This window comes from Clostridium sp. ZBS15 (genome assembly GCF_023845705.1).
GTDB classification, from domain to species: Bacteria; Bacillota; Clostridia; order Clostridiales; family Clostridiaceae; genus Clostridium; species Clostridium aquiflavi.
In genome coordinates this window covers 1-425 of record NZ_JAMQHY010000161.1, presented here as the reverse complement: position 1 = coordinate 425, position 425 = coordinate 1, and the positions used below count along the sequence as shown (strand labels likewise).

Sequence of the window (425 nt, the reverse complement as noted above, 5' to 3'; positions counted from 1 at the left end):
AAAAAAAAAAAAATTAATGAAGAAGAAAAAAAATAATTAATAAAAAAAAAAAAATGTATAAATATATAAAAAAATAATAATTTTATTAATATATTAAAAAATTTTTTTTTAAAAAAAAAATATAAAAAATTATTTTCATAAATTTATTGTTGTAATTTTTGAAAAAAAATAATTTTATTTAATTAAAGGAGGTTGTTTGAAAAAAAAATTTTTTTTAAAAAAAAAAAAAATGTGTAAAAAAAATATTTTTTTTTTTTTTTTTTTTTTTTTTTTTTTTTTTTTTTTTCTTTTTTTTTTTTTTTTTTTTTTTTTTTTTTTGTTTTTTTTTTTTTTTTTTTTTTTTTTTGTTTTACTCTTTGTTTTTTTGTTTTTTTTTTTTGTTTTTTGTTATTTTTTTTTGTTATTTTTGTTTTCTTTTTTTTTTT

General features: G+C 6.6%; 1 protein-coding gene. It reads right to left on the bottom strand.

Annotated features, from left to right (window positions below):
- Positions 1-182: 182 nt before the first annotated feature.
- The coding region (locus tag NG904_RS17735) for a hypothetical protein (protein ID WP_252232886.1) at positions 183-425 on the bottom strand (243 nt) is incomplete at its 5' end.